The sequence below is a fragment of the Massilia forsythiae genome (assembly GCF_012849555.1).
Classification (GTDB): Bacteria; Pseudomonadota; Gammaproteobacteria; order Burkholderiales; family Burkholderiaceae_D; genus Telluria; species Telluria forsythiae.
The window spans coordinates 2385852-2406553 of sequence record NZ_CP051685.1 but is presented as its reverse complement, the minus strand read 5'-3'; the positions used below and the strand labels follow the sequence as shown (position 1 = coordinate 2406553).

General features: G+C 66.8%; 19 protein-coding genes. 5 read left to right on the top strand and 14 right to left on the bottom strand.

Annotated elements, in window-relative coordinates; translation table 11 throughout:
* The first annotated feature begins 84 nt into the window (after nucleotides 1–84).
* Complete coding sequence (locus HH212_RS10385) at nucleotides 85–624, top strand: hypothetical protein (protein ID WP_170202412.1); 540 nt, start codon at nucleotides 85–87, stop codon at nucleotides 622–624.
* A 168-nt stretch (nucleotides 625–792) separates the two neighbouring features.
* Here the strand turns inward: HH212_RS10385 and HH212_RS10380 are convergent, their stop codons facing one another.
* From HH212_RS10380 to HH212_RS10370, 3 genes are read right to left on the bottom strand one after another with little or no spacing between them, the layout of a single operon-like run.
* Nucleotides 793–2403: an SEL1-like repeat protein gene (locus HH212_RS10380; protein ID WP_170202411.1), complete on the bottom strand. Its 1611-nt coding sequence runs from the start codon at nucleotides 2401–2403 to the stop codon at nucleotides 793–795.
* Between the two features lie 18 nt (nucleotides 2404–2421).
* The gene (locus tag HH212_RS10375; protein ID WP_170202410.1) at nucleotides 2422–4683 is read right to left on the bottom strand and encodes a putative bifunctional diguanylate cyclase/phosphodiesterase; all 2262 of its coding nucleotides are present in this window, start codon (nucleotides 4681–4683) and stop codon (nucleotides 2422–2424) included.
* 7 nt (nucleotides 4684–4690) lie between these two features.
* Complete coding sequence (locus HH212_RS10370; protein WP_170202409.1) at nucleotides 4691–6817, bottom strand: HDOD domain-containing protein; 2127 nt, start codon at nucleotides 6815–6817, stop codon at nucleotides 4691–4693.
* Nucleotides 6818–7257: 440 nt separating this feature from the next.
* On the opposite strand from HH212_RS10370, the gene HH212_RS10365 reads away from it, so the two are divergent.
* Genes HH212_RS10365 through HH212_RS10355 form a run of 3 tightly spaced genes read left to right on the top strand, consistent with a single transcriptional unit; the run spans nucleotide 7258 to nucleotide 8123 of the window.
* Nucleotides 7258–7503, top strand: coding sequence for a hypothetical protein (locus HH212_RS10365; RefSeq protein ID WP_170202408.1), 246 nt, complete (start codon nucleotides 7258–7260; stop codon nucleotides 7501–7503).
* A 15-nt stretch (nucleotides 7504–7518) separates the two neighbouring features.
* Nucleotides 7519–7662, top strand: a complete 144-nt coding sequence (locus HH212_RS10360) for a hypothetical protein (RefSeq protein WP_170202407.1) — start codon at nucleotides 7519–7521, stop codon at nucleotides 7660–7662.
* A gap of 20 nt (nucleotides 7663–7682) precedes the next feature.
* On the top strand, nucleotides 7683–8123 hold the full coding sequence (locus tag HH212_RS10355) for a DUF2846 domain-containing protein (RefSeq protein WP_170202406.1): 441 nt from the start codon (nucleotides 7683–7685) through the stop codon (nucleotides 8121–8123).
* 57 nt (nucleotides 8124–8180) lie between these two features.
* Here HH212_RS10355 and HH212_RS10350 read toward each other — a convergent pair whose 3' ends face one another.
* From HH212_RS10350 to HH212_RS10305, 10 genes are all read right to left on the bottom strand, one after another.
* A complete protein-coding gene (locus tag HH212_RS10350; RefSeq protein WP_170202405.1) occupies nucleotides 8181–9455 on the bottom strand; it encodes a multidrug effflux MFS transporter in 1275 nt (424 codons plus the stop codon).
* Nucleotides 9456–9465: 10 nt separating this feature from the next.
* The gene (locus tag HH212_RS10345) at nucleotides 9466–10692 is read right to left on the bottom strand and encodes a THUMP domain-containing class I SAM-dependent RNA methyltransferase (RefSeq protein WP_441295194.1); all 1227 of its coding nucleotides are present in this window, start codon (nucleotides 10690–10692) and stop codon (nucleotides 9466–9468) included.
* Between the two features lie 110 nt (nucleotides 10693–10802).
* Entirely contained in the window at nucleotides 10803–11216 is a 414-nt protein-coding gene (locus tag HH212_RS10340; protein ID WP_170202404.1) for a CopD family protein, read from the bottom strand.
* A gap of 211 nt (nucleotides 11217–11427) precedes the next feature.
* On the bottom strand, nucleotides 11428–12693 hold the full coding sequence (locus tag HH212_RS10335; RefSeq protein WP_170202403.1) for a glutamate-5-semialdehyde dehydrogenase: 1266 nt from the start codon (nucleotides 12691–12693) through the stop codon (nucleotides 11428–11430).
* A 183-nt stretch (nucleotides 12694–12876) separates the two neighbouring features.
* Nucleotides 12877–13890 carry a DNA polymerase III subunit delta gene (gene holA / locus HH212_RS10330; protein ID WP_170202402.1) on the bottom strand — a complete coding sequence of 338 codons (1014 nt, stop codon included), beginning with the start codon at nucleotides 13888–13890 and terminating at the stop codon, nucleotides 12877–12879.
* A 9-nt stretch (nucleotides 13891–13899) separates the two neighbouring features.
* Nucleotides 13900–14418: an LPS-assembly lipoprotein LptE gene (locus HH212_RS10325; protein WP_229217659.1), complete on the bottom strand. Its 519-nt coding sequence runs from the start codon at nucleotides 14416–14418 to the stop codon at nucleotides 13900–13902.
* 3 nt (nucleotides 14419–14421) lie between these two features.
* Nucleotides 14422–17067 carry a leucine--tRNA ligase gene (leuS, locus tag HH212_RS10320; protein ID WP_170202401.1) on the bottom strand — a complete coding sequence of 882 codons (2646 nt, stop codon included), beginning with the start codon at nucleotides 17065–17067 and terminating at the stop codon, nucleotides 14422–14424.
* A 93-nt stretch (nucleotides 17068–17160) separates the two neighbouring features.
* On the bottom strand, nucleotides 17161–17487 hold the full coding sequence (locus HH212_RS10315) for a barstar family protein (RefSeq protein ID WP_170202400.1): 327 nt from the start codon (nucleotides 17485–17487) through the stop codon (nucleotides 17161–17163).
* A gap of 276 nt (nucleotides 17488–17763) precedes the next feature.
* Nucleotides 17764–18621 carry a 4-hydroxy-tetrahydrodipicolinate reductase gene (dapB, locus tag HH212_RS10310; RefSeq protein WP_170202399.1) on the bottom strand — a complete coding sequence of 286 codons (858 nt, stop codon included), beginning with the start codon at nucleotides 18619–18621 and terminating at the stop codon, nucleotides 17764–17766.
* A gap of 2 nt (nucleotides 18622–18623) precedes the next feature.
* Entirely contained in the window at nucleotides 18624–19235 is a 612-nt protein-coding gene (locus HH212_RS10305; protein WP_170202398.1) for an outer membrane protein assembly factor BamE, read from the bottom strand.
* A gap of 80 nt (nucleotides 19236–19315) precedes the next feature.
* Between HH212_RS10305 and fur the strand changes: the two genes are divergently transcribed.
* Nucleotides 19316–19744 (top strand): ferric iron uptake transcriptional regulator, encoded by a 429-nt coding sequence (gene fur, locus HH212_RS10300; RefSeq protein WP_170202397.1) that lies wholly within the window; start codon nucleotides 19316–19318, stop codon nucleotides 19742–19744.
* A gap of 9 nt (nucleotides 19745–19753) precedes the next feature.
* On the opposite strand, the gene HH212_RS10295 is transcribed toward fur, so the two are convergent.
* Nucleotides 19754–20644, bottom strand: coding sequence for an alpha/beta fold hydrolase (locus HH212_RS10295; protein WP_170202396.1), 891 nt, complete (start codon nucleotides 20642–20644; stop codon nucleotides 19754–19756).
* Between the last annotated feature and the right edge of the window lie 58 nt (nucleotides 20645–20702).

Sequence of the window (20702 nt, the reverse complement as noted above, 5' to 3'; positions counted from 1 at the left end):
TGGATGTACAGTATACCCCAGTTCGCATGCCGTCTGCGGTGCGCGAACGCACTCATGTCGCAATTCCCATACGGCTGAAATCACATGAAATTTTTTACCAAGGAATTCTGGGCCAGCACCCGCGACGGCGAGGATGCCGAGCAGGGAGAAAACCCTGCCGGCAGCCGCGGCAAGGTGCTGCGCGCCTACCACGCGCAGCTGGAAGCGATGCGGCCGCGCCTGCCGGAGCACGTGTTCGCCTTTTTCGAGCGCGTCGACATCTACGAAGGCGAATTGCTGCGCCTGGACATCGCCGACGGCAGCCGCCCGGCGCCGCTCGGCCAGCCGCCGCGCCCGTGGGTCGCGCCCGGCAACCACCCGGTGCGGGTGGCGCTGGACATCCTCGACGTGTATGACCAGCTGGTGTGGACGCTGCGCTACCGCACGGTGCGCCGCATCCTGGTCGACTTCCCGGCCGAGCCGCCGCTGCTGTACCGCGACGGCGAGGGTTTCGGCGACCTCGGCTACCATGAACTGACCGATGCCGGCGACGGCTTCTTCCGGCACGAGATCCTGTATGCCAGCGGGGCCACGGTGCTGGTCGAGTTCAGGGAGGTGGAGGTGCACAGCCACGCGCGCGGGTAATACCAATGATATTGCTGACTCGAGAAGCGTCGTCCCCGGCCTCGGCGGCCCCCTTGGCGGGGACCCATGCCGAGTAACAGGATTCGATACATTAGAAGCATACCGCATGTTTCAAGATACCGATTTTGGATACTGAGCATGGGTCCCCGCCTTCGCGGGGACTACGGTTCATGCCGCTCCCGCCTGCCGTTGCGCCTGTTCCAGCAGCGCCGGCTCCATGCGCGCCGCCACGCGCTGCAGGTAGGCCGCGGCCGGCGCCAGGCCGGCGCCAGCGGCGCGCTGCAGCCATGCATACGCTTCGGCCAGGTCGGCCGCCACGCCCTGGCCGGCCGCGTACATCACGCCCAAGTTGTACTGGGCGCGCGCATGGCCCTGGCGCGCCGCGCACAGGTACCAGGCATGGGCGGCCTGATAGTCGCGTTCGACGCCGCGGGCGCTGTCGTAGCGCAGGCCGAGCGCGAACTGGGCCAGCGCGTGGCCCTGCTCGGCCGCCTTGCGGTACCAGCCGGACGCCTGGCGCGCATCGGCCGCGCCGCCGGGGCCGGCATCGGCGCGGTCCAGCATCTGCCCCACCATGTACTGGGCCGGTGCGTAGTCCTGGTCGGCGGCCTTGCGGTACCAATGCAGCGCCTGGCGCGCATCCTGCGGCACGCCGTTGCCGCTTTCGCAGCGCAGCGCCAGGTCGAACTGGGCGCGCAGGTGGCCCTGCTCGGCGGCGCGGCGCTGCCAGGCGGCGGCCGCGGCGGCATCGCGCGCCACCCCGAGGCCGGCCTCGTGCAGCAGGCCGAGGTGGTACTGGGCGGCGGCGAAGTCCTGCTCGGCCGCCAGGCGGTACCAGTGCGCCGCCTGCACGTGGTCCTGCGGCACGCCCTGGCCGTGCTCGTAGCGCAGGCCGAGGTTGTTGCGGGCGCCGGCGTGGCCCTGGTCCGCGGCCTTGCGGAACCAGGCCAGCGCCAGCGCCGGGTCGCGCGCCACGCCCTGGCCGCCGTCGTGGATCAGCGCCAGGTTGAACTGGGCGCTGGCATGGCCCTGCTCCGCGGCGCGGCCGTACCACAGCACGGCCTGGCCGCTGTCCTGCGGCAGGTGCTGCCCCTTGTCGTAGCGCAGGGCGAGATTGAACTGGGCCGGCGCGTAGCCCTGGTCGGCGGCCTTGCGGAACCAGTCGGTCGCCAGCGCCGGATCGCGCGCCACGCCCTGGCCGCCGTCGTAGCGCAGCGCCAGCGCGAACTGGGAACGCGCATAACCCTGGCCGGCAGCGCGCCCGTACCAATCGAGGGCGCGAACGGCATCCTGGGCCACGCCCTTGCCGCTTTCGTACATCATGCCAAGATTGTGCTGGGCGCCGGGGTCGCCCTGCTCGGCGGCGCGGCCGAACCAGAACAGCGCCTGCTGCACGTCGGCCGGCGTGCCTTGTCCCTTGGCGTGCAGCCAGCCGAGGTTGTACTGGGCCGGCGCGTAGCCCTGCTCGGCCGCCAGGCGGTACCAGTGGCCGGCCTGGGCCGGATCGGCGGCGGCGCCCTGCCCCTTCTGCAGCATCACGCCCAGGTTGTACTGCGCCTGCGCCAGGCCGGCGCTGGCCGCCATGCGGTACCAGGCCAGGGCCAGCGCGTCGTTGCGCGCCACGCCCTGGCCGTTGGCGTACATGAAGCCCAGGCCGTGCTGGGCGGCCGGGTCGCCACGCTCGGCCTGGTCCTTCAGGCGCAGGAAGTGCGCGCCGTGCAGGCCATGGTCGGTGCTAGCGGCGGCGCTGCTGCCGCCGCTGGCGATGGGTGGCGGCATCGCTGGCGGTCCGCGCGCTCAAGCCCGGAACGCCATCAGCGGGGCGGCGCCGGCCGGCTGGCCCTGCACGCGCAGCACGTCGGCAAAGCGCTCCAGCGGCATCGGGCGGTGGTACAGGTAGCCCTGCATGGTCAGGCAGCCGTTGGCACGCAGGTAGCGCGCCTGGGCGTCGGTCTCGACGCCTTCCGCCACCAGGTTCAGGCCCAGGCCGCGCGCGATCGAGATGATCGCCAGCACCACCGGATAGTGTCCGTGCTCGTCGTGGATCTCCTTGACGAAGGACTGGTCGATCTTGATGGTGTGCACCGGGAAGCGGTGCAGGTAGGCCAGCGACGAATAGCCGGTGCCGAAGTCGTCGATCGCCACCGACACGCCGAGCTGGCCCAGCTTGTTCAGCTGCTCGATCGCGTGCTGCGGGTTGCGGATGCAGATGTTCTCGGTGATCTCGATCTCGATCTGGCCGGGCGCGATCGCGTGCTGGGCAAGGGCGCCGCGCATCTTCTCGAAGAAGTCGCCGCGGTCCAGGTACTGCGGCGACAGGTTGAGCGACAGGCGCACGCCGTTGCCGGCGCTGTCCCACTTCAGCATGTCGCGGCACAGGGCGCCGATCATCCAGTCCGAGATCGGCAGCATCAGGCCATTCTCTTCGGCGAACGGCAGGAACTCGCCGGGCGAGACCATGCCGCGCGTCGGGTGGTTCCAGCGCATCAGCGCCTCGGCGCCGACGATGCGGCCGCTGATGGCGTCGATCTGCGGTTGGTAGTACATCTCCAGCTCGCCGTGCTCGAGTGCCTTGCGCAGGCTCTGCTCGAGCGCGATCTTCTGGTGCGAGACGTCCTGCATCGACGGGTCGTAGAAGGCGTGGCCGTTCTTGCCTTGTCCCTTGACCTGGTACATGGCGATGTCGGCGTGGCGCAGCAGTTCGTCGATCGATTCGCCGTGGCCCGGGTAGATGGCGATGCCGATCGAGGCCGAGATGTGGACTTCGTGGCCGTCCAGGTCGAACGGCTGCTGCAGGCGTTCGAGAAAATTGTCGGCCACCGCGCGCGCGTCGTCGCGCGAGCGCAGCTCGGGCAGCACGATGGTGAACTCGTCGCCGCCCTGGCGCGCCAGCGTATCGCCCTTGCGCAGGCACTCCTTGAGACGCTGGGATGCCTGCTGCAGCAGTTCGTCGCCCTTGACGTGGCCGAGGGTGTCGTTCACCAGCTTGAAGCGGTCCAGGTCGATGAACATCACCGCCAGTTCGGTGCGCTTGCGCTTGGCCTGGATCACCGCCAGCCCGAGGCGGTCCTTGAACAGGATCCGGTTCGGCAGGTCGGTCAGGATGTCGTGGTAGGCCTGGTACGAGATCACCTCTTCCGCGCGCTTGCGGTCGGTGATGTCGCGCGCCACGCCGTAGGTGCCGAAGAATTCCAGCTTCCGCACCGCCTGGTCGGGCACGTGCATGCCCATCGCGTTCAGCGAGATGGTCATCAGGGTGGTGTTGAAGGTGCGCTCGTCGGTGGCGGTGGCGTGGCACTTCAGGCGCAGCTCGACGTTGCGCGCGGCGCGCTCGTCGACGCGGCGCTCGTTGAACAGGTAACGCGCCCGTTCCAGGTCCTCGTCGTGCACCAGGATCGAGTAGTGCTGGCCGATCAGCTCGTCGCGCTGGTAGCCGAGCAGCTGGTAGGCGCGGTCGTTGACGAAGGTGAAGCGGCCTTCGTTGTTGAGCGTGTAGATGATGTCCGGCGACGAGTCGACCAGGTAGCGGTACATCTTTTCCGAGTTTTCCAGCTGGGTCGCGATGCGCGCGTTGGCCTGTTCCAGCGTGCGCTTGCCGAGCGCGTTGGCGACCGTCTTGAGCAGTTCCTCGCGGCTGTACGGCTTGCGCAGGTAGTCGTAGGCGCCGCGCTTGAGGGCGCCGATGGCGGCGTCGATGCCCACCTCGCCGCTCATCACGATGACGTCGGCGCCGAGGCGCTTGTCGTTGATGTAGTCCATCACCTGGTGGCCGCTGATGTCGGGCAGGCGCAGGTCGAGCAGCACCAGGTCGAAGCGCTGCGCCGACAGCTGGGCCAGCGCCTGGCCGCCGGTGGTGGCGGTGACCAGCTGGTAGCCGCGCCCGCGCAGCAGCTCGTGCAGCGTGGCCAGCATCAGCGGCTCGTCGTCGACCAGCAGCAGGCGAGGTTGGGAACCGGGTCCGGCGATGGCGCCGGAGACGGCACTCGACGGCAGGTTCTCGGCGGACGGCGTGGAACGGGAAACGTTGGTGGAAGTAAGGCCTGCGGAATGTGGATTCATTGTTGTCTTATGCGGGGCCAAGCGCGCGCGCCGGCAACGCGGCCGGGGCGCCGGCGCCGGCATGCGCCGGCAGCAGGATGTCGAAACTGGTCCCGGTCTTGCCGCTGCGGCAAGCGATGTGCCCGTCCAGCTGCTTGACCAGGCCGTGCACGATCGACAGGCCGAGGCCGCGGTGCGGCCCCTCCTTCGTGCTCGCCACGGGAGAAAACAGGTTGGCCAGCACCGCCGGCGGCAGGCCGGGGCCGGTGTCGGCGACGGCCAGCTCCAGGTACAGCCTGCGCTCGCGGGTGACGTGGCCGCGGTTGGCGATCTCGATGCGCCCGCCGTGTGCGCCCAGCGCCTCGACCGCGTTCTTGACCAGGTTGACCAGGATCTGCCTGAGCGTGTCCGGGTCGCCGGCGACGCGGTTGTCGTGGCCGCCGAAGCTGGTGGCGATGTCGACGTTGGACGGCACGAAGCCGGTGCCGCGGAACAGGCGCAGCACGTCGTCGGCGACGCGGGCGACATCGGCGAACGCCGCCATGGCGCCGCCGCCGCCGGCGCCGAGACCGCCGGCACCGGTGCCGGAATCGCCCAGGCCGTTGATCAGCTGGCCGACGCGGTCGATCTCGTCGTGCAGCACCGACAGTTCGCTGCCCACCGATTCCTGGCGCTCCAGCTTGCTGTCCAGGACCGACAGGTAGTTCTTGATGATGGCCAGCGGGTTGTTGACCTCGTGCGCCACGCGGCGCGAGGCTTCGCGGTATTCCTCGGCCATGCTGGCCAGCTGGCGCCGCGTGCGGTTGCGCGCCGCCATGGCGTTTTCCAGCGCGCTGGCGGCCTGGGCGCCGAACGACTGCAGGAAGCGTTCGCGCTTCTGGTAGGCGGCCAGCTGCCAGCCGGCCACGCCGCCGACCAGCACGCCCAGGCAGCGTCCGCCCGATACCAGCGGCACGCACACCAGCGACTCGGCGCCCAGCATGCGCAGCAGCTGCTCTTCCGGCAAGGCCAGCGGGGCGCCGCGCCGCACCAGCGACATGCGCCGCTCCAGCGCGGCCCTGGCCACGGCGCCGCCGTTCCTGGCCAGCGGGATGGCGAAGCCGCCGATGCGCTGGCGGCCGGCATCGGGCACGCCCACCAGCGCCTGGCCGGCCTGGTTTTCCAGCAGCACCACGGCATTCTCGAAGTCGAACAGGATGCGCGCCGAGCGGGTCACCGATTCCAGCAGGTCGCCCTCTCCGGTCTGGCGCGCGAAGGTCTGGCCGATCTCGGACACCAGCACCAGGTTGCGCATCTCTTCATCCAGGCGCTGCTGCACCGGATCCGCAGCCGCCTGCACCTGCGCCTGCGCGCTCGGGGCCGGGACGTCGTCGGCGCCTTCCAGGTCGATATCGAGGTGGATCGCCGACTTCTCGACCTGGCGCGCGGCGGCGGTCAGCATGTCGCCGGCCTCGTCCGGATCGATGCCGCACAGCGCACAGGCTTCCAGCACCTGGCGCGCATCGTCGGCATGGGTGGACAGCACGTGCGCCGTGCGCACCAGGCGGATCAGCGGATGGGCCGCTTCCAGGCGCTCGCTCGGCTCGTGGTGGTACAGCACCGAATCGGCCAGGAAGGAATCGAGCTGCCAGCGCTCGATCAGCCAGGCGCCGGCCTCGACGTGGGTGATCTGCAGGGTGCGTTCTTCCACCGCGCACAGGTCGGCGTCGTCGCGCGCGGTGAAATTGAAGGCGTACTCGCGCGGCGCCGCCGCCAGCAGCGCCAGGCGGCCGACGTTGTGCAGCAGGCCGGCCAGGTAGGCTTCGTCGGACTGGGCATAACCGATGCGGCGCGCCAGTTCGCGCGCCAGCACCGCGCTGGTCAGCGAATTCTTCCAGAACGCGCGCAGGTCGGTGGCGCCCGAATGCGGAAAGCGGTTGAAGGTCTGGAACACCGATTCGCTGATGACCAGGATCTTGATCATGTCGGTGCCCAGCGCCATCATCGCCTGCTCCAGGTCGGCCTGGCGCCCGCTGCGGTGATAGGCCGAGCTGTTGGCCACCGTCAGGATCTTGCCGGTCATGCCGGCATCCTTGGCCACCAGCTTGGCCAGTTCCGCCATGCCGAGGTCGTCCGCCTGCAGGTGGGCGAGCAGCTTGATGAGGATTTGCGGCATGGCCGGCAGCCGTGCGATCAGCAAACGATTGCGGATATCCTGGTCTGGTTGTAGGGTCTCGAGCACGGCTGCTAGTTCATGGGGCAAGGCGGACGTTGGCACTGCGCGTCGCGCGTTCTTGTAGTTATGAAAACAAAATTAGTTTCGGATAGATTTCGGAATCAACAGCTTATAGTATCACGGTAATATTTCTTCTAGTTAACAATGATTGCTACCGCAATGGATCACGCGTTCTGCATGGTCGTTCACAATTGTCTTAGTGACATAGCATAATAATCAAGCGAATTCTGCCAATCGGCAGCGACTCGCCGGCGCATTCGAGGCATTGCTCTATTCGCACAACGCATTTGTAAAAATACTACAGTGTGATCAAGAAATTCATATTGTCAGAGTGACTATTCGAGAGAATTCAGGCCGGTAAAAACCGCTATGACCCGGCCATGAAACTTTCTTTCCTTCAATCCAGGAATCGTGCCTGGCTGCTTTGCCTGACTCTCGGCCTGGGTGGCTGCGCGGCGGTTCGGCATACGCCGGCGCCGTTCATCCCCGTGGCAGATACGGCCGTCATCGCCCCGCGCACGCTGGCGCAAGGTATGCAGTTGACGCTCGACACCGGCTATGCGCGCACGCTGAAACCCGGCAGCGCCTGGCGCCGCAGCGGATCCATCGCCCAGGGCGAGGTGTAACGTCCGGTCAACGGCGTGTTCACCCTGGAAGGCGCCCACATCCACGAAGCCTACCTGGTGATCCGCGACGATACCCTGGTCGGCTTCCATCTGCCGGCTGAGGCGGGATTCTCGCCCTTGCGGACGCCGCTGCCGCTTCGTTTCACCCCCGATCACTAACAACAACAAGGAGTTCATCCATGTCATTCCCACGTTTCGGCATGCTTGCCCTGGCCATCGCCCTGACCGGCTGCGCGTCCGGTCCCAAATTCGCCGACCAGGAAGCCAGCACGCCCAAGCTTGGCGCGGAGCAGGGCCGCGTCTACTTCTATCGCACCAACAGCATGCTCGGCGCCGCTATCCAGCCGCAAGTCTCGCTGGACGGCGCCGCCGTCGGCAAATCGCAGCCTGGCGGCTATTTTTACGTGGACACCAAGGCCGGCAACCACGAAGCCGCCACCAGCACCGAAGTCAGCAACAAGCTCAGCTTCGTGATCGACAAGGGCGAAACCAAGTACGTGCGCACCAAGACCTCGATGGGCCTGATGGTCGGCCACGTGGTGCCGGAACTGGTCGGCGCCGACGAAGCGCAAAAGGAAATCGCCACGCTGAGCTACACCGGCGCCGCCAAGGCCAACTGATTTTCGCTCTACTGCCAGGCACGCCGCCCGGGCTGCGCTCCGGTGGCGTTTTTTCATTCAGGCGCGCGCCTGGCGCCGGCGGTAGTGGCGCGACACCAGCCAGCACGCCAGCGAGGCCAGCGCGAAGCCGGCCTGCCCCAGCGCCATCGCCAGCACCGAATGGGTCAGCGCCGGCGCGATGACGCCGGCGACCAGGGCGCCCATCAGCGTGGTCACGAAGGACTGGCAGGACGCCACCGTGCCGCGGATCTTCGGGAACAGGTCGAGCGCCAGCAGCGTCGCGCTGGGGTTGATGATCGAGCTGCCGAAGTTATAGAAGAACATCGGCAGCACGGTCCACGGCAGCGCCGGCGGCAGCACCGCGTGGTAGGCCACGCTGCCGCTCACCGCCGCCAGCATGAAGGCGTAGCCGATGCCGATCTGGCGCGTGAAGGGCATCTTGCCGGCCATGCGGTTGGCGGCCAGCGCGCCCAGGAAGATGCCGCTCACCGCCGGCACGAACAGCCAGGCGAAGTCCGACGGCCCCAGGTGCAGGTGTACCGGCAGCAGCACCGGCGCACCGGCGATGAACAGGAACATGCCGCCGAAATTGAAGGCGACCACGCCTGACTTCATCTGGAATGGCACCGAACCGAAGATGGTCCAGTAGCTCTGCCCGAGGAAGCGCGGGTTGAACGGCTGGCGTTTCTCGACCGGCATGGTCTCGGGCAGGTGCTGCCAGCAGACGTACCACAGCCCCAGGCTGAACACCAGCAGCGCCAGGAAGATCGCGCGCCAGTCGAGCAGGGTCACGATCCAGCCGCCCAGCACCGGCGCGATCGCCGGCGCGATCGAGAAGATCATCGTCACCATCGACAGCAGGCGCGCTGCCGCCGCGTCCGCGTACAAATCGCGGATGATGGCGCGCCCCACCACCACCCCGGCCCCGGCCGACACCCCCTGGATGATGCGGAAGACCCACAGGTAGTGCACCGAATGCGCGGCGGCGCAGCCGAGCGTGCCGACCGCGAACACGACCAGCCCCACCAGCACCACGTTGCGCCGGCCGAAGGCATCCGACAGCGCGCCGTGCCACAGCGACATGATGGCGAACGACAGCATGTAGGCGGTCAGGGTCTGCTGCACCTCGATCGGCGTCGCCTGCAGGGTTTCCTGGATGCGCGGGAAGGCCGGCAGGTAGGCGTCCACCGAGAACGGCCCCAGCATCGACAGCGCGGCCAGCAGCATCGCCAGACCGCCGGCCGACAGCATGGTCACCTTGTGCGGCGGCGCCGGCGGCACCGGGATGACCGGGTCTTTCGGCAGGTTGTCCGGATCGGGTTCGGGCAGCATGGCGGCTTTCTTAGTGGTCCTGCTTGGGTTTGGCGCTGTCGGGCTTGGCTGCGTCGCGGCGGTTGAAGCCGGCCACCATGTCGAAGCGGAACAGGCGGCATTCGAGGGCGCCGTTGAAGAACGGCGTCTTGCGCGATTCCTTCAGGCGCAGCATCTTCGGCAGGCCGAGGTCGGCGGTGAACAGGTACACGGTCCAGCCGGCGAAGCGCTGCTTCAGGGTGGTGCTCAGCGCCTGGTAGAAGCCGACCGCCATTTCGTCCTGCGGGATGGTGGAATCGCCGCGCACGCCGATGCGTTCGCCGTACGGCGGATTGGTCACCAGGAGGCCCGGCTGGGACGTCGGCGCCTGCACCTGCTGCGCTTCGATCTGCTTGAGCGGCACCTCGATCAGCACGCCGGCCGAGCGCAGGTTGTGGCGGGTCATGGCGACCATGTCGCCCGAGATGTCGGAGCCGAAGATGGTCGGCTCGGCGGGCAGCGGGTTCGGCTTGATCGCTGCCTTCATGTCCTGCCAGGCCTGGCGCTCGAAGTTGGCGAATTTTTCGAAGGCGAAGCGCCGGCGCGCGCCGGGCGGGATGCCCTGCACCATCTGCGCCGCCTCGATCAGGATCGTGCCCGAGCCGCACATCGGATCGAACAGCGGCATGCCCGGCTTCCAGCCGGCCACGCGCAGCAGGCCGGCAGCCAGGTTCTCGCGCAGCGGCGCGTCGCCGGTCTCTTCGCGCCAGCCGCGCTTGAACAGCGCTTCGCCCGAGGTGTCCAGGTAGATCGTGAAATTGCGCTGGTCGAGGAAGCCGACGATGCGCATGTCGGGCGTGCGCGTGTCGACCGACGGGCGCTTGCCGAACTGGTCGCGGAAGCGGTCGCACACCGCGTCCTTGATTTTCAAGGTCGTGAATTCCAGGCTGGTCAGCGGCGATTTGACGGCGGTGATGTCGACGCGGATGGTGTGGTCGACGCCGAACCAGTCTTCCCAGGGCTGTTCCAGCACCAGGTCGTAGATGTCGTTCTCGTTGGCGTAGGTGCGGTTGGCCATGCGCATCAGCACGCGCGAGGCGATGCGCGAGTGCAGGTTGACGCGGTAGGCGTCGAGCATGCTGCCCGAGCAATGCACGCCGCCCGGCACCTGGTTGTGGACCTTCAGCGTCGGGCTGTTCGTGTGTTGCGCGATCTCGGCCAGTTCGTCGGCCAGCGCCTGTTCCATGCCGCGCGGGCAGGGGCAAAAATAGGAGGTCATGGGGTACCCTTTGTCCGTTGTAGAAAATGACGCGGCCGGATCGATCCGGCCGTGGAATGACTGTCGTCCTCGCGCAGGCGGGAACGACGCTTTGATATTGCCGGCTTCGCTCAGAACGGCTTCACGATCACCAGGATCACGATCGCGATCAGCAGCAGCACCGGCACTTCGTTGAACACGCGGAACCACTTGTGGCTGCGCGTATTGACGCCGCGTTCGAATTTCTTCAGCAGCGAAGCGCAGGCGTGATGGTAGCCGATCACCAGCAGCACCAGTGCCAATTTCGCGTGCAGCCAGCCGCCCTGGATGTGGTAACCCAGCCACAACCACAAGCCCAGCAGCAGCGCCGGCACCGCCAGCATCGTGGTGAAGCGCAGCAGGCGCCGCGCCATGCCGAGCAGGCGCTCGGTCGCGGCCGGGTTGCTTTCCTGGGCCAGGTTCACGTAGATGCGCGGCAGGTAGAACAGGCCGGCGAACCAGGAAGCGACGAAGATGAGGTGGAAGGATTTGATCCAGAGGTACATGCGGTTCCTTGTGGGTGGTTCCCGGCGTGCCGGGGCAGCCGGTTGGTTTAGTTGACCGATGAACGTCGTCCCCGCGCAGGCGGGGACCCATGCCGAGCATCAGAATTCGTTATGTTGGAAACACGGCGGCTTTCGTGAGTTTCGGATTTTGGAAGTAGTGTATGGGTCCCCGCCTGCGCGGGGACGACGGTGCTTCGGTTTCGAAGTACCGTTACGTCCGCACCTCGCCATGCCCGAACACCACGTACTTCAGCGACGTCAACCCCTCCAGCCCCACCGGCCCGCGCGCGTGCAGCTTGTCGTTCGAGATGCCGATCTCGGCCCCCAGGCCGTATTCGAAGCCGTCGGCGAAGCGGGTCGAGGCATTCACCATCACCGAAGCCGAATCCACCTCGCGCAGGAAGCGCAGCGCGTCGCTGTAGTCCTCGGTGACGATGGCGTCGGTGTGCTTCGACGAATAGGTGTTGATGTGGTCGATGGCCGCGTCGATGCCGTCTACCACCTTCACCGCCAGGATCGGCGCCAGGTATTCGGCGCGCCAGTCGTCCTCGGTGGCGGCGGCCAGGCGCGGGTAGCCGTCCAGCAGCGCCAGCGCTTGCGCATCGGCGCGCAGTTCGACTTCCTTGGCGGCGTACAGCGCGGCCAGTTGCGGCAAGACCGTGGGCGCAATGTCTCGCGCCACCAGCAGCGTTTCCATGGTGTTGCAGGTGCCGTAGCGGTGCGTCTTGGCGTTGAACGCGATCGGCAGCGCCTTGGCGATGTCGGCCTTGCCGTCGATGTAGACGTGGCAAATGCCGTCCAGGTGCTTGATCATCGGCACCGTGGCTTCGCGCATCAGGCGCTCGATCAAGCCCTTGCCGCCGCGCGGCACGATCACGTCGACGTATTCCGGCATCGTGATGAGCACCCCGACGGCGGCGCGGTCGACGCTGTCGACCACTTGTACTCCCTGCTCCGGCAGGCCGGCGCCGCGCAAGCCCTCGGCCACCAGCGCGGCCAGCGCGCGGTTGCAGTGGATCGCTTCCGAACCGCCGCGCAGGATGGCGGCGTTGCCGCTCTTGATGCACAGGCCGGCCGCGTCCACCGTCACGTTCGGGCGCGCCTCGTAGATGATGCCGATCACGCCCAGCGGCACGCGCATCTGGCCGACCTGGATGCCGCTCGGGCGGAATTTCAAGTTGCTCATCTCGCCGACCGGGTCCGGCAGCGCGACGATCTGGCGCAGGCCGTCGACCATGGTCGTAATCGCCTTGTCGGACAGCGCCAGGCGCTCCAGCAGGGCCGGCGCCAGGCCATTGTCGCGCGCGGCGTCGAGGTCGCGCGCGTTGGCGGCGCGCAGCCGGTCGGCGTCGCGCTCGATGGCGGCGGCGATCAAGAGCAGCGCGCGGTTGCGGGTGGCGCCGTCGGCGCGCGCCATCGCGCGCGCGGCCGCGCGCGCCTGGCGGCCGATCGTGTGCATGTAGTTGGTGATATCCATCGTGCCTCGTCCAGTGCGGTTGCCCGCGTGTGTTCAAATCACCGGCGGCGCCGGTATCGTCCGGATGCACGTGCATCCATGACGTGGACGGGATCGCCGCGCACGTTGTGTTTCATTGTGCCAGCGGCCGGTTCGTGACCGGATGTGCCAGCGTCCAACCGCCATCAAATCATCCGCGCCGCCTCACGACGCCACGCGCAAGGCCAGCTGCAGCATGGCATCCCACGCATCGCCCGCGAACTGTTTCGCGCGCAGACCTTTCACCATCTTGTCGACCTGCGCCGCCTGCTGCAACGCTGCCTCCAGCGTCGGCAAGGCGATGCGCCGCAGGGCCGGCTCCATCATGCGTTCGCGCGGTCCCCAGATGCGGTATTCCTTCAGCAGCGCGCCGAGCGGCCGTCCCTGCGCCACCCCGGCCTTCAATTTTAGCAGCGTGCGGATTTCTTCGGAGACTGCCCACAGCACCAGCGGCAGCGCCTCCCCTTCCCCCTTCAGGCCGTCGAGCATGCGCACCAGGCGCGCGGCGTCGCCGGCCAGCATTGCTTCCGACAGCTTGAACACGTCGTAGCGCGCCACGTTCAGCACGGCATCGATCACCTGCTCGTGCGTCAGCTTGCCAGGTTCGTACAACAGCGCCAGCTTCTGGATTTCCTGGTGCGCCGCCAGCAGGTTGCCCTCGACGCGGTCGGCGATGAAATCCAGGCTGTGCCGTTCGGCGCCCTGCTGCTGCGCGGCCAGGCGCGTGCCGATCCAGGCCGGCAGCTGGGCGCGCTCGACGTTGGGGATCTCGATGTACACCGCCGTCTGCTGCAGGCTCGCCACCCACGCCGACTTGGCCGTCTGCCAGTCCAGCTTGGGCAGCGTGATCAGGGTCAGGTTGTCCGGGTTTAGGTCCTTCGCGTAGCCCTGCAGGGCGGCGCTGCCGTCCTTGCCCGGCTTGCCGCCGGGGATGCGCAGCTCGATCAGCTTCTTGTCGCCGAACAGGGATAAGGCCTGGTTGGCGGCCAGCAGTTCGCCCCACTTGAAGGTGCGCTCGACCGTCAGCACGTCGCGCTCGGAATAGCCGTGCTTGCGCGCCGCGCGGCGGATCTTGTCCGCCGCTTCCAGCGCCAGCAGGTGCTCGTCGCTGGTGATCACGTACAGGGGAGACAACCCCTTGGCGAGGTGCCCGTCGAGCGCCTCAGGCCGCAACTGCATGCTGTCTCCTCACCGTGCCGGCTTGATCGCCGCCAGGCGGCGGATGATCTGCTGCACCAGGTCGGCCTGCATGTCGCGGTACAGCAGCGCTTCCTCGGACTCCTTGGCCAGCACCTGCGTCTCGTCGAACGCCATGTTCCGGCGCAGCGAGATCTCGGTGGCCGGCAGCAGCTCGGCGCCTTTGGCATCGCGCACCGTGAAGCGCAGCGTATAGGTCAGCAGGTACTCGCGCACCCGGCCCAGGCTGTTCAGCGACAGGATCGACTTGCCGCGCGTTTCGCTCAGCACCACCAGCTGCGCGTCGGCGCCCTCGGCCTTGTCGGCAATCGCGACCTGGTCGCCGGCGCGCAGGTTGCGGCGCAGTTCCGTGCCCAGCGCCGAATTGTCCGGCAGGCCGACGTAGATGCTCTTGAAAGGCAGCGTATAGGTGCCGTTGGCGCCGCGCAGCTGGAACCCGCAGCCGGACAGCGAACCGGCCACCAGCAGCGCGGCCACGGCCGCGCGCACCATCTTGGAAGGGACGCGCATCGCCTACACCACGATGTTGATCAGCTTGCCGGGCACGACGATGACCTTCTTCGGCGTGCCTTCGACGAACTTCTGCACCGTTTCCGAGGCCAGCGCGGCGGCTTCGATGGCGGCCTTGTCGGCATCCTTGGCCACCTTCACCGAGCCGCGCAGCTTGCCGTTCACCTGGATCATCAGCTCGATCTCGGCCTGCTCCAGCGCGGCCGGGTCGACCTGCGGCCATTGCACGTCGAGGATGTCGCCGTAGGCGGCGGCGTAGCCGAGTTCCTGCCACAGCGCGTGGGTGATGTGCGGCGCCACCGGGTTCAGCATGCGCAGGAAGATCGACAGGCCTTCCGCGGTCACCGCGTCGCCCGCGCTGCCCTCGGCCAGCTTGGCCGACTCCAGGGTATTGAGCATCTTCATGCAGGCCGACACCACGGTGTTGTACTGGATGCGTTTCAGGTCGTAATCCGCCTGCTGCAGGATCTTGTGCACTTCGCGGCGCAGCGTTTTATGCGCTTCGTCCAAGGTCCCTTGCTGCTGGCCGGCCAGCGCCGCCGCGATGCGCTCGCGCTGGGCGTACGCGAACGCCCACACGCGGCGCAAGAAGCGGCTGGCGCCTTCCACGCCCGACTCCGACCATTCCAGCGTCTGTTCCGGCGGCGCCGCGAACATGGTGAACAGGCGCGCGGTATCGGCGCCGTACTGTTCGATCTGGGCCTGCGGGTCGATGCCGTTGTTCTTCGACTTCGACATCTTCTCGGTGCCGCCGATGACCACCGGCGCGCCGTCGGCTTTCAAGGCGGCGGCTTGCGGGCGGCCGCGGTCGTCGAACACCAGGTCGACGTCCACCGGGTTGAACCAGGTTTTTTTACCGGCTTCGTCTTCGCGATAATACGTCTCGTTGAGTACCATGCCTTGCGTGAGCAGGTTGACGAAGGGCTCGTCGAATTTCACCAGGCCGAAGTCGCGCATCACCTTGGTCCAGAAGCGCGCGTACAGCAGGTGCAGCACGGCGTGCTCGATACCGCCGATGTACTGGTCCATCGGCATCCAGTAGTCGTTGCGGGCCGGGTCGACCATCGCGTCGTTCGAACCCGGCGAGGTGTAGCGCATGTAGTACCAGGACGAATCGATGAAGGTGTCCATCGTGTCGGTCTCGCGGCGCGCCGGCGCGCCGCAGCACGGGCAGTCGACTTTCAAAAACGCTTCGTGTTTTTTCAGCGGATTGCCGCTGCCGTCCGGGACGCAGTCTTCCGGCAGCACCACCGGCAGGTCCTTTTCGGGCACCGGCACGGCGCCGCACTGCTCGCAGTGGATCATCGGGATCGGCGTGCCCCAGTAGCGCTGGCGCGAGATGCCCCAGTCGCGCAGGCGGAAGGTCACCTTCTTGTCGCCCAGGCCCAGGTTGGCCAGGTCGCCCGACACCGCGTTGACGGCGGCGATATGGTCCAGGCCGTCGTACTTGCCGGAGTTGACGACGACGCCCTTCTCCTTGTCGCCGTACCACGCCTGCCAGCCGTCCAGCGAGAAGTTTTCTCCCTCCACCGCCACCACCTGCTTGATCGGCAGGTCGTATTTTTTCGCGAATTCGAAGTCGCGCTCGTCGTGGCCCGGCACACCCATCACGGCGCCGTCGCCGTAGGTGATCAGGACGTAGTTGCCGACCCAGACCGGCACCTGCTCGCCCGAGACCGGATGGGTGACGGTCAAGCCGGTCGGCATGCCCTTCTTTTCCATGGTGGCCATGTCGGCTTCGATCACGGAACCCTGCTTGCACTCGGCGATGAAGGCCTGCAGTTCCGGATTGTCCCTGGCGGCGTGCAACGCCAGCGGGTGCTCGGCAGCGACGGCGCAGAAGGTCACGCCCATGATGGTGTCGGCGCGCGTGGTGAACACGTACAATTTGCCGTCGTTGATCGGCGCGCCGTCATCGCCCGCGATACTGTGCGGGAAGGCGAAGCGCACGCCGGTCGACTTGCCGATCCAGTTGGCCTGCATGATGCGCACGCGCTCCGGCCAGCCCGGCAGGCGGTTGTCGACGTAGTCCAGCAGCTCTTCGGCGTAGTCGGTGATGCGCACGTAGTACATCGGGATCTCGCGCTTTTCCACCGTCGCGCCCGAACGCCAGCCCTTGCCGTCGATGACCTGCTCGTTGGCCAGCACGGTCTGGTCGATCGGGTCCCAGTTCACGGTGCCGGTCTTCTGGTAGATGATGCCCTTTTCCAGCATCTTGAGGAACATCCACTGGTTCCACTTGTAGTAGTCCGGCTTGCAGGCGGTCATTTCGCGCGACCAGTCGATGGCCAGGCCCATCGACTCCATCTGGCCGCGCATGTGGGCGATGTTGGAATAGGTCCATTCGGCGGGCGGCACGTTGTTGGCCATCGCCGCGTTTTCCGCCGGCATGCCGAAAGCGTCCCAGCCCATCGGCATCAGCACGTTGTAGCCGTTCATCCGCAGGTAGCGGTACATCACGTCATTGATCGTATAGTTGCGCACGTGGCCCATGTGCAGCTTGCCCGACGGGTAAGGCAGCATCGAGCAAGCGTAGTACTTGCCTTTCGGGAAACGCGGGTCGTTCTCGACCGCTTTATAGGCGTCGATCGACTTCCAGTAAGCCTGGGCGGCCTGTTCGACTTCGGCTGGACTATATTTATCTTGCATGGTGTTCTGCGGACTGAATGGAGGTGAGCAGAACATTATACTGGCTCGCCTGGGCCGGTGGACGGCTTCGCGCCTTCGCGGTTCAGCGCCCGCCTATCGCAGCGCGAGCTCGAGCGCCGGTTTTTCGCCGTAGTCCTCGTAGCGCTCGTTGATGCCGATGATGCAGAACGCCATCTCTTCCAGCACATCCTCGGCGCGCTCGCGCAGGGCGTCGGAGTGAACGACCACGATGTGCAGGGTTTCGTCTTCCGCGAGGCGGATGCTGCTCATGCCATCCTCGTCGCGCAGGTAGCTCAGGCAATCGACCCAGGAATCCATGGTATGCGGATAGGAATCGGGAAAGCCGAAGGCGCGCTGGCTTTCGACGTGAAAACTTTCCGCATCGACGATTGCGGCGCCGTTCAATTCGACGGTGGCCATGGAATATCTCCTGTTGGAACGAAAGCTGAAAATGCGTCGTTCCCGCGCAGGCGGGAACCTATACTGAAGCGCCGACATTGACATCGCTGGCGTCATGGCGAAGCCGATAACTTCGGCAACTCAGCATGGGTCCCCGCCTGCGCGGGGACGACGGTACATGATTTCGAGGACAAATATGCAAACGCCCGCCGCTGGCCAGTATGCCAGCAGATCGCCGGCGATGCCGTCCAGTTCGGCGGGCGGGCGCGTCGGCGTGGATGCCGATGGCGCGGGTCGTCAGCCCAGCGCGCTCAAGCCGAGGTCCTGCGCCGCCGTCATCTCGGGCGCGGCCTTGAGCCCCAGCACGTCCTGCATGTCGAACAAACCGGCCTGCTTGTCGGCCAGGAAGCGCGCCGCGCGCAGCGAACCCTGGGCATAGCTGACCCGGCTGCTCGACTTGTGGCTGATCTCGATGCGCTCGCCGGTGCCGGCGAACAGCACGGTGTGGTCGCCGACGATGTCGCCGCCGCGCACGGTGGCGAAGCCGATGGTCGACGGGTCGCGCTCGCCGGTCACGCCTTCGCGGCCGTACACCGCGCATGCCTGCAAGTCGCGACCGAGGGCGTCGGCGATCACCTCGCCCATCTTGAGCGCGGTGCCGGACGGGGCGTCGACCTTGTGGCGGTGGTGCGCCTCGATGATCTCGATGTCGTAGCCTTCCGAAAAATTCTTCGCGGCCATTTCCAGCAGCTTCAGCGTGACGTTCACGCCGATGCTCATGTTGGGAGCGAACACGATCGCGGTCTTGGCGGCGGCGGCGCGGATCGCGGCCTTGCCGGCCTCGTCGAAGCCGGTGGTGCCGATGATCACCTTGATGCCGTGCTCGGCGCAGTAAGCCAGGTGCTGCAGCGTGCCTTCGGGACGGGTGAAATCGATCAGGAAATCGGCGCCCGCCAAGCCCTTGGCGAGGTCGGACTGGATCGCCACGCCGGCCAGCTGGCCGGAAAAGGCGCCGGCGTCGGTACCGATGCAGGGTGCGCCTTCGCGGTCGAGCGCGCCGGACAGGGTGGCGTCGGGTGCGGCGGCGATGGCTTCGACCAGCATGCGGCCCATGCGGCCGCTGGCGCCGGCCACGGCGATGTTCAACTGGGTCATGCTCACTCTCCCTTGCCGGCCTTTTCGTTCTTGCGCTTCATGTCGGCGATGTCTTCGTCGGCGCTCTTGACCTCGTACTTCGAAATGCCGATCAGGCGCGCAATGTATTCGCGTTCGGTCGGCAGGTTGCCGCCGTCGACATGGTCGACCTTGTTGTCCTTGAAGAACACGCTGACGCGGCTGGTGGTCAGCTCGCCGTTGCCGCGCGCCAGGTAGAACGGAAAGTCCCAGCGGTCGGCGTGGAAGGCGTCGGCCATCAGCGGCGTACCGAGGATGAATTTAACTTGATCGCGGGTCTGGCCGGGCTTCAGCTGGCCCAGCATTTCCTGGGACACGAAGTTGCCCTGCTGGATGTCCGGGCGATAAGGCGAAAACACCCACAGGAATTTCTGCAGCTTGGTGGTCTGCGTGGTCTGCGCGCCGGCGTTCGCGATGGCCGCGGCCTTGTCGGCATCGGCGGCGACCGCGCCCGGCGCAGTGCTCACCGGCGCTGCCGGCTTGGTCTGGTTACGCCAGGACGCGCAACCCGAGACCGCCAGCGCCGTGCAGGCGAGGCCGGCCACGAGCGCAGCCCGGGCGTGGGAACGATGGAAAACGGCATTCTTGATGCGCATATCTGACCTCAGTACGAATGAGCGGGAGCTCCGAAAACGCTATATCATAAAGCACTCCGCCCATATCCGAGTAACAAAACATGAGCAACAACCCTACCGACCTGAAGGCCAGCGGCCTCAAAGCGACCTTGCCGCGCCTGAAAATCCTGGAAATTTTCCAGAACAGCACGGTGCGGCACTTGACGGCGGAAGACGTCTACAAGACCTTGTTGAACGAAAACATGGACGTCGGCCTGGCCACCGTGTACCGCGTGCTGACCCAGTTCGAACAAGCCGGCTTGCTGAACCGGAACCATTTCGAAACCGGCAAGGCGATCTACGAACTGAACGCCGGCTCGCACCACGATCACCTGGTCTGCATCGATTGCGGCCACGTCGAAGAGTTCTACGACGAGGAAATCGAGAGCCGCCAGCAAAAGATCGCCCTGGAACGCGGCTTCAAGATCGCCGAGCACGCATTGGCCATCTACGGCAATTGCATCAAGACGAATTGCCCGCACCGCCACTGAGCGGCCGGTCTAGGGCATGCGCTTGTCGGCCGCGGCCATGACCTTGTTCACCGCGGCGATCACCAGCTCCGGCTCTTCCAGCTGAATATTGTGGCCGCTGTTCGCGGTCACCACCTGCGTGCCGTCACGGAACTGGCGCAGGAAATCGGCGTGCAGCGCGCGCTTGAGCGCCACCGCCTGCGGCGTCTCCAGGAAGAATTCCGGCTTGTCGGCCTGGCGCACCGACGTCAGCACCACCACCGGTACGTCCGGCAGCTTGCCGTCCACTTCCGCCGGCAATTTCCCGCTATCGAGCACCGGTTGCAACTGCTGCAGCTCCGGCTGGAATTTCGCCGGCACGATGGCGGCGAATTGCCTGTCGTCCTCGCGGGCGCGCGCCGCGTCCAGCTTGCGCAGCGCCGGATTGAAACGCTCGTTGGACGGATCGACCAGCACCATCCCGGCCACCTGCTCCGGATGGCGCGCCGCAAAGGCGCGCGCCAGCAGCCCGCCATACGAATGGCCGACCAGGATGAACGGCGGTTTCAATTGCGCGGCGGCGATCAGCTGGTCGAGTTCGCGGCTGCCCTGCAGGATGGTGCGCGGCTCCGGGCGCGCATCGGAAGCGCCGTGGCCGGCGCGCGAATACACCACGGTGCGCGCCCCGGCCGCCAGCGCGGGCGCCACCTTGCGCCAGGCGCGCAGGTCGGTGCCGAAGCCCGATTCGAAAATCACGGTATAACGGCCGCTGCCGGCGATGCTTGCCTGCACCTGCCAGGGGCCGACGGCGATGCGGTCGGCGGCCCGTACGGGTACAGATCCCGATGCGGACGCGGCCGGCGCGCCCGACTTGACCAGCACCGGACCGGACGCGGCCAGGCTGCACCAAGCAGCGGCCACCAGCAGGGCACATCGTTTCACTGCACATCTCCTCGAAAGCGCGCAGGCGCAATCCCCGAATCTAGCAGGATTTACAATG